This window comes from Streptomyces sp. NPDC047061 (assembly GCF_040643955.1).
Classification (GTDB): domain Bacteria; phylum Actinomycetota; class Actinomycetes; order Streptomycetales; family Streptomycetaceae; genus Streptomyces.
The window spans coordinates 171,641-178,484 of the sequence record NZ_JBEYVI010000022.1 but is presented as its reverse complement, the minus strand read 5'-3'; the positions used below and the strand labels follow the sequence as shown (position 1 = coordinate 178,484).

Genomic DNA, 6,844 nt, shown 5'->3' with positions numbered 1-6,844 from the left:
GGCGGGGTCCGCGGGTTGGTCCCCCGTCAACGTTGTGCTCGTGTGATCGGGCGGTCGTAATCTCCTAATGGTTTTTGTTGTGTGCACCGCGCCCGTCGACGGAACGTTCCGTCGACGGGCGCCGGAGGGTCGTAAACCAGTCAGGCCGGTGAAAGATCAGCTCCACGAACGGGGGACAGCGGGTTACTACATGACGCCGGACCAGCGGCCGGTCCGGTCATGCCGGTGAACGTACGACCGGTCGGTGACCGACGATCGGTGAGTGGGACGGTCGGTGATCGGCCATAGGTGATCGTCGGCGCAGGATCGGCCATCGGTGGCCGGTGGCCGGTGACGAGTGGCCGGCCGGTCAGTGGATGATGCCGGTGCGCAGGGCGACGGCGACCATTCCGGCACGGTCGCCCGTGCCGAGCTTGCGGGCGATGCGGGCGAGGTGGCTCTTGACGGTGAGGGCGGACAGTCCCATCGAGACGCCGATCGCCTTGTTCGACTGGCCCTCCGCGACCAGCCGGAGCACCTCGACCTCACGGCCGGAGAGCTCGCGGTAGCCGCCCGGGTGGCTCGGGGCACCCGGGGGGCGGCGGTGCATGCGGGCGGCGGAGCCCATGGGGGCGGCACCGGGTCGGGTGGGGAGCCCGATGTTGGTGCGGGTGCCGGTGACGACGTAGCCCTTGACACCGCCGGCCAGTGCGTTGCGCACGGCGCCGATGTCGTCGGCGGCGGACAGGGCCAGGCCGTTGGGCCAGCCCGCCGCGCGGGTCTCGGACAGGAGGGTCAGGCCGGAACCGTCGGGGAGGTGGACGTCGGCGACGCAGATGTCGCGGGGGTTGCCGATGCGGGGACGAGCCTCCGCGATGGACGAGGCCTCGATGACATCGCGCACGCCGAGCGCCCACAGGTGGCGGGTGACGGTGGAGCGGACGCGCGGATCGGCCACGACCACCATGGCGGTGGGCTTGTTCGGGCGGTAGGCGACCAGGCTTGCGGGTTGTTCGAGGAGAACGGACACCAGGCCTCCTGGGGTGGGGGACGGGGGCCGGCTTGTGGGGAAGAAGCCGGGACGAACCGTGCTTTCAAGGTCACAGTCGTCTTCGGCACCAAACCCGTCCGCCTTTAGAGAATGATCACGATCTGGTGAGTAACAATACGTGCAATTCGGACACGCGATCGATCATCCGAAGATCGAATCGGTTCGGGCCGTTGCTGTACGGGACAGAAAGTGGCCGTATCGACAAAGAGATGGTCAATGAAGGGTGAGTCGACGGGACCCGGGTGGACGGGTCCCCGAACGACGACGAGGGTTCAGCGCGCCTGCGGATCGCGGCGCTGCGGCAGCGTGACCACCGAGGCGTCCCCGGGGGCGGCCGGCGGCAGGCCCGCCACCTGCGCCAGCAGGTCGCACCAGGAGGCCAGGTGGGCGGCGGTGTCCGGGGCGCCGGTGCGGCCCTCCCGGGGCGTCCAGGAGGCCCGGATCTCGATCTGCGAGGCGGCGGGACGCGCGGACAGCCCGCCGAAGTAGTGCGAACTGGCACGCGTCACGGTCCCGCTCGGCTCGCCGTACGACAGGCCGCGCGCCTGGAGGGCGCCGGTCAGCCATGCCCAGCAGACCTCCGGCAGCAGCGGATCGGCCGCCATCTCCGGCTCCAGCTCCGCCCGCACCAGCGTGACCAGCCGGAACGTGCCGCGCCAGGCATCGTGCCCGGCCGGGTCGTGCAGCAGCACAAGACGTCCGTCGGCGAGATCCTGGTCGCCGTCGACGACCGCCGCCTCCACGGCGTACGCGAACGGGGCGAGACGCTGCGGGGCGGGCGTCGGCTCCACCTCGACCTGCGGCCGCAGCCGGGCACCGCGCAGCGCGTCGACCGCGGCCCGGAAGGCCGGCGGCGCGGTACTCCCGGTATGTCCTTCGTCCTCCTCGGTGTCCTTCCCCTCGCCCATCCCGCCAGCGCCGTCCGACAGTCGTCCCTGAGCCGCAGCCATGCGGGGAAGAGTAAGGGGAACGACGCCTTCGCGCAGGGAGAGACACCACCTAAGGACCATGTAAGGGCGCGGCCGGACCGGCTTCCGGGGCGTGCGAGACTTGCCGTCGTGAGTGCGAACGGAAGCCCTGCGGGCCAGCAGCCGACAGCGACGTACGACAGTGCCTTCCTGAAGGCGTGCAGGCGTGAACCCGTGCCGCACACCCCCGTGTGGTTCATGCGCCAGGCCGGCCGTTCGCTGCCGGAGTACCACAAGGTGCGCGAGGGCATTCCGATGCTGGAGTCGTGCACGCGGCCCGAGCTGGTCGCCGAGATCACCCTCCAGCCCGTCCGCCGGCACCACGTGGACGCGGCGATCTACTTCAGCGACATCGTCGTCCCGCTCAAGGCCATCGGCGTCGACCTCGACATCAAGCCCGGCGTCGGCCCGGTCGTCGCCAACCCGATCCGCACCCGCGCCGACCTCGCCCAGCTCCGCGACCTCACCCCCGAGGACGTCTGGTACGTCACCGAGGCGATCGGCCTGCTCACCGCCGAGCTCGGTCCGACCCCGCTGATCGGCTTCGCCGGCGCCCCGTTCACCCTCGCGAGCTACCTCGTCGAGGGCGGCCCCTCGCGCACGTACGAGAACGCCAAGGCGATCATGTACGGCGACCCGGAGCTCTGGGCCGACCTGCTCGACCGCCTCGCCGACATCACGGCCGCGTTCCTCAAGGTGCAGATCGAGGCCGGTGCCTCCGCCGTCCAGCTCTTCGACTCCTGGGCCGGCGCGCTGGCCCCCGCCGACTACAGCCGCTCGGTGCTGCCCGCCTCCGCGAAGGTCTTCGACGCCGTCGCCGGATACGGCGTCCCGCGCATCCACTTCGGGGTCGGCACCGGCGAACTGCTGAAGCTCATGGGCGAGGCCGGCGCGGACGTCGTCGGCGTCGACTACCGGGTCCCGCTCGACGAGGCCGCCCGCCGGATCGGCCCCGGCAAGGCGCTCCAGGGCAACCTCGACCCGACCGTCCTGTTCGCCGGCAAGGACGTGGTGGAGACCAAGGCGCGCGAGGTGCTCGACGCCGCCGCCGGCCTCGAAGGCCACGTCTTCAACCTGGGCCATGGCGTGATGCCGTCCACCGACCCGGACGCCCTGACCCGCCTCGTCGAGTACGTCCACACCCAGAGCGTGCGCTGACCCGCCCCGCTACCAGCCGTGCCGGGGCCGGGCCCGCCTGCCGAACAGCAGGCCGCGCGGTTCCGGCGGCGGAGGCGTGCCCGGCTTGAGCGGCCAGGCGAGCACCATGCCCACCAGGAAGCCGACGATGTGCGCCGCGTACGCCACCGTCCCGGCGTCCGAGACGCCCTCCCCGGACGAGTACACGGCCTGCAGCACGAACCAGAAGCCCAGCACCAGCCAGGCCGGCAGCCGCAGCGGCAGGAAGACCAGGAACGGGACCAGCACCCAGACCCTGGCCGTCGGGTAGAGGACCAGATACGCGCCCAGGACGCCGGCGATCGCGCCGGACGCGCCGATCAGCGGGTCCCCCGACGAGGCGTTGAGGAACGCGAAGCCGTAGCCGGCCGCGTACCCGCAGAGGACGTAGAAGAGGAAGAAACGGATGTGGCCCATCCGGTCCTCGACGTTGTTGCCGAAGATCAGCAGGAAGAGCATGTTGCCCAGCAGGTGCAGCCAGCTGCCGTGCAGGAACATCGCCGTGAACACCGACAGCGCCGGCGACTTGTCGTAGCCGGGCGGGCCGACCACACAGCCGGGGCCGTTCCGGCCGATGCCCACCTGGCCGGTCGGGACCACCTGCGGCAGCTGATGGTGGATCAGCTCCTTGGGGACCGCCGCGTAGTGGTCCATGAAGGCCTGCAGATGACACAGCTGCGCCAGATCGCTGCCGCCGGCCACGGAGCCGGCTATGCCGGGCGTGAAGAGGAAGACGAGCACGTTCGCGGCGATCAGCGCGTACGTCACGTACGGCGTGCGACGCACCGGGTTCACGTCATGAACAGGGATGACCACAGCTGACTAGTGCCCAGGGCGGGGGCGCTCGATGCGCGGGGCGTCCGCGTGAACGTCGGCACGCGCGCGTGCGTATGTCCCTGCGACCGACGTGAGGTTCAGGCGACGTGAGGAACAGGCGATGAACGAGCGGGTTACTCCTCAGGCATTCCCTCCCATGCAGGCGCTCCCCGACGGTGAGGCGGAGCTCTCCCTTGTCGTGAAGCTTCCCTGGGAGGACGTGGCACGGCTCGGCCAGGAGGCGGGGCGGCTGGCCGCGCAGATGCAGCGGCCGGTGACGCTGGACGAGGCGGTGAGCAACCGGCTGCGCTCGACGCGACCGGTCGCTGCGCATGCCCGGCCGGGAACGGAGCAGCCCGCTGCGGCCGCGGCTGCGCCGGGAGGCGCGGGGGTCACTTCGTTGCCGCGGATCAGCGGGACGGCTTAGGGCGCGTTGCGGAGTGCGGGTGCGTGCGGGGCTGGTCGCGCAGTTCCCCGCGCCCCTTACGGGGCGCTTCAGTGACCGTTGCGCACCTTGGTCGCCGCCTTTCTGGCCGCCACGAGTACCGGGTCCCACACCGGTGAGAACGGTGGCGCGTAGCCCAGGTCCAGGGCCGTCATCTGTTCCACCGTCATGTTCGCCGTCAGGGCGACCGCCGCGATGTCCACCCGCTTGCCCGCGCCCTCCCGGCCGACGATCTGGACGCCGAGCAGGCGGCCCGTGCGGCGTTCCGCGAGCATCTTGACCGTCATGGGGCTCGCGCCGGGGTAGTAGCCGGCGCGGCTCGTGGACTCGATGGTGACCGTCTCGAACTGCAGGCCCACCCGGAGGGCGTCCTTCTCGCGCAGGCCCGTGCGCGCGATCTCCAGGTCGCAGACCTTGCTCACCGCCGTGCCGACGACGCCCGGGAACGTGGCGTAACCGCCGCCCACGTTGGTGCCGATGACCTGACCGTGCTTGTTGGCGTGGGTGCCCAGCGGGATGTACTGCTCCTGGCCCGAGACCAGGTTCAGCACCTCCACGCAGTCGCCGCCCGCCCAGATGTCCTCGTGCCCGCGCACCCGCATCGCGAGGTCGGTGAGCAGGCCGCCGCGCTCCCCGACGGGCAGGCCCGCCGCCTGGGCCAGGCCGGTCTCCGGGCGGACGCCGATGCCCAGGATCACCACGTCCGCCGGGTACTCGGCGTCCTCCGTGGCCACCGCGCGCACCCTGCCGTCCTGGCCGGTGAGCACCTTGGTGACCGCGGCCTCGTTGACCATGGTGATGCCCAGGCCCTCCATCGCCTTGTGCACCATGCGGCCCATGTCCGGGTCGAGCGTCGACATCGGCTCGCTGCCGCGGTTGACGACCGTCACCTCGTAGCCCCGGTTGATCATCGCCTCGGCCATCTCGACGCCGATGTAGCCGGCGCCGACCACCACGGCCCGGCGGCCACGCGTGCGTGCCAGCGTGTCGAGGAGGGCCTGGCCGTCGTCCAGGGTCTGCACGCCGTGCACCCCCGGCGCGTCCGCGCCCGGCATGTCGGGGCGGATCGGGCGGGCGCCGGTCCCGATGACGAGCTTGTCGTACGGCGTCCAGGACTCGGCGCCGGAATCGACGTCACGTGCGCGTACCCGCTTCCCGGCCACGTCGATCTCCGTGACCTCGGTGCGCATCCGGAGATCGATCGCGCGGGCCCGGTGCTCCTCGGGGGAGCGGGCGATCAACTCGTCCCGCTCCCCGACGTCCCCGCCGACCCAGTACGGGATCCCGCACGCCGAGTAGGAGGTGAAGTGGCCGCGCTCGAAGGCCACGATCTCCAGTTCGTCCGGTCCCCGCAGCCGGCGTGCCTGGGACGCCGCGGACATCCCCGCGGCGTCACCGCCGATCACGACCAGTCGTTCCCGCCCACCGTTCATGCTCATGCGAACACGCTACGGGGCGCGGGCATTTCGGGCTCGCTCAGGTCTCGCTGCCGGGCTGGGCGGGGGTACGGCGCCTGCGCACGAGCTTCCACCACAGCAGCGCCGCGACGGCCGCCAGCGCCGCGAACGGCAGGGCCGCGCCCAGGGCCAGGGCGATCCAGCGCAGCATGGTGACGAAGACGTGCCAGCCGCCGGACACGGCGTCCACGAACCCCGGGCTGTCGTCCTTCGCGGCCTTCGCCACCGGCGTCCGGGTGAGGGACAGCGTGATCGTGGCCATGCTCGTGCGGTCCTTCAGGGACGCCTGCTGGGCCAGCAGCGACTCCAGGTCGGCCTCCCGGCTGCTCAACTCCCCTTCCAGGGTGACCACGTCACTGAGCTTGGACGCCCGGTCCATCAGCTCGCGGATCCGGGCCACGCTGGCCCGCTGCGACGTGACCCGGCTGTCCACGTCGACCACCTGGTCGGTGACGTCCTGCGCCTTCGCGGTGCGGTCGATCAGCTTGCCCGCGCCCTGGAGGCCGGTGAGCACCTCGTCGTACTTGGCGGTGGGGACCCGGAGGACCACGCGGGTGCGTTCGTTGCCCTCCGCGTCCCGGCTGGTGGTCTCGTTGCCGACGTAGCCGCCGGCGTCCTCCGCCGCGGTGCGCGCCTCGTCGAGGGCCTTGGGCACGTCCTTGACCTGCACGGTCAGGGAGGCGGTGCGGATGATCCGGTTCGCCGTGAGGTCGGGCGTCGTCCGGCCGGCCCCGCTGCCGCTGTCCTTGGCGCCCGCCGAGCCCGCTGCCTCCTGGGCCACGCTGTTCACATCGGCCTTGGCGTCGCTCGCGGAGCTGCCGCCGGAATCGTCGTTCGCCCCGCATCCGGTGAGGACGAGAGCGGCGGCGAGCAGGACGCCGGCGAGGGCGGGTCGTACGGGATGGCGCATGGTTCCCCCCGAAGGTGGTGACGAATGACGCTCCTTCGACGC

At 71.6% G+C, this 6,844-nt stretch carries 7 protein-coding genes; 2 read left to right on the top strand and 5 right to left on the bottom strand.

Annotated elements, in window-relative coordinates:
• Positions 1 to 349: 349 nt before the first annotated feature.
• Both ABZ887_RS28785 and ABZ887_RS28780 read right to left on the bottom strand, forming a co-directional pair.
• Positions 350 to 1,009, bottom strand: a complete 660-nt coding sequence (locus ABZ887_RS28785) for a response regulator transcription factor (RefSeq protein WP_093498522.1) — start codon at positions 1,007 to 1,009, stop codon at positions 350 to 352.
• A gap of 293 nt (positions 1,010 to 1,302) precedes the next feature.
• Positions 1,303 to 1,980 carry a DUF3000 domain-containing protein gene (locus tag ABZ887_RS28780; protein WP_361295063.1) on the bottom strand — a complete coding sequence of 226 codons (678 nt, stop codon included), beginning with the start codon at positions 1,978 to 1,980 and terminating at the stop codon, positions 1,303 to 1,305.
• A gap of 108 nt (positions 1,981 to 2,088) precedes the next feature.
• On the opposite strand from ABZ887_RS28780, the gene hemE reads away from it, so the two are divergent.
• Complete coding sequence (hemE, locus tag ABZ887_RS28775; protein WP_361295060.1) at positions 2,089 to 3,156, top strand: uroporphyrinogen decarboxylase; 1,068 nt, start codon at positions 2,089 to 2,091, stop codon at positions 3,154 to 3,156.
• A 9-nt stretch (positions 3,157 to 3,165) separates the two neighbouring features.
• Here the strand turns inward: hemE and ABZ887_RS28770 are convergent, their stop codons facing one another.
• Positions 3,166 to 3,990, bottom strand: coding sequence for a rhomboid family intramembrane serine protease (locus ABZ887_RS28770; RefSeq protein ID WP_361295057.1), 825 nt, complete (start codon positions 3,988 to 3,990; stop codon positions 3,166 to 3,168).
• 121 nt (positions 3,991 to 4,111) lie between these two features.
• Between ABZ887_RS28770 and ABZ887_RS28765 the strand changes: the two genes are divergently transcribed.
• Positions 4,112 to 4,417: a hypothetical protein gene (locus ABZ887_RS28765; RefSeq protein WP_361295054.1), complete on the top strand. Its 306-nt coding sequence runs from the start codon at positions 4,112 to 4,114 to the stop codon at positions 4,415 to 4,417.
• A 68-nt stretch (positions 4,418 to 4,485) separates the two neighbouring features.
• Here ABZ887_RS28765 and ABZ887_RS28760 read toward each other — a convergent pair whose 3' ends face one another.
• Positions 4,486 to 5,874, bottom strand: a complete 1,389-nt coding sequence (locus ABZ887_RS28760) for an FAD-dependent oxidoreductase (RefSeq protein ID WP_361295051.1) — start codon at positions 5,872 to 5,874, stop codon at positions 4,486 to 4,488.
• Positions 5,875 to 5,911: 37 nt separating this feature from the next.
• Complete coding sequence (locus tag ABZ887_RS28755) at positions 5,912 to 6,802, bottom strand: DUF4349 domain-containing protein (RefSeq protein WP_361295048.1); 891 nt, start codon at positions 6,800 to 6,802, stop codon at positions 5,912 to 5,914.
• Positions 6,803 to 6,844 lie beyond the last annotated feature (42 nt).

Bases quoted from the DNA above. Each gene is read 5' to 3' on its own strand.
- ABZ887_RS28780 (WP_361295063.1), bottom strand. From the start codon at position 1,980: ATGGCTGCGGCTCAGGGACGACTGTCGGACGGCGCTGGCGGGATGGGC.
- ABZ887_RS28765 (WP_361295054.1), top strand. From the start codon at position 4,112: ATGAACGAGCGGGTTACTCCTCAGGCATTCCCTCCCATGCAGGCGCTC.
- ABZ887_RS28760 (WP_361295051.1), bottom strand. From the start codon at position 5,874: ATGAGCATGAACGGTGGGCGGGAACGACTGGTCGTGATCGGCGGTGAC.
- ABZ887_RS28755 (WP_361295048.1), bottom strand. From the start codon at position 6,802: ATGCGCCATCCCGTACGACCCGCCCTCGCCGGCGTCCTGCTCGCCGCC.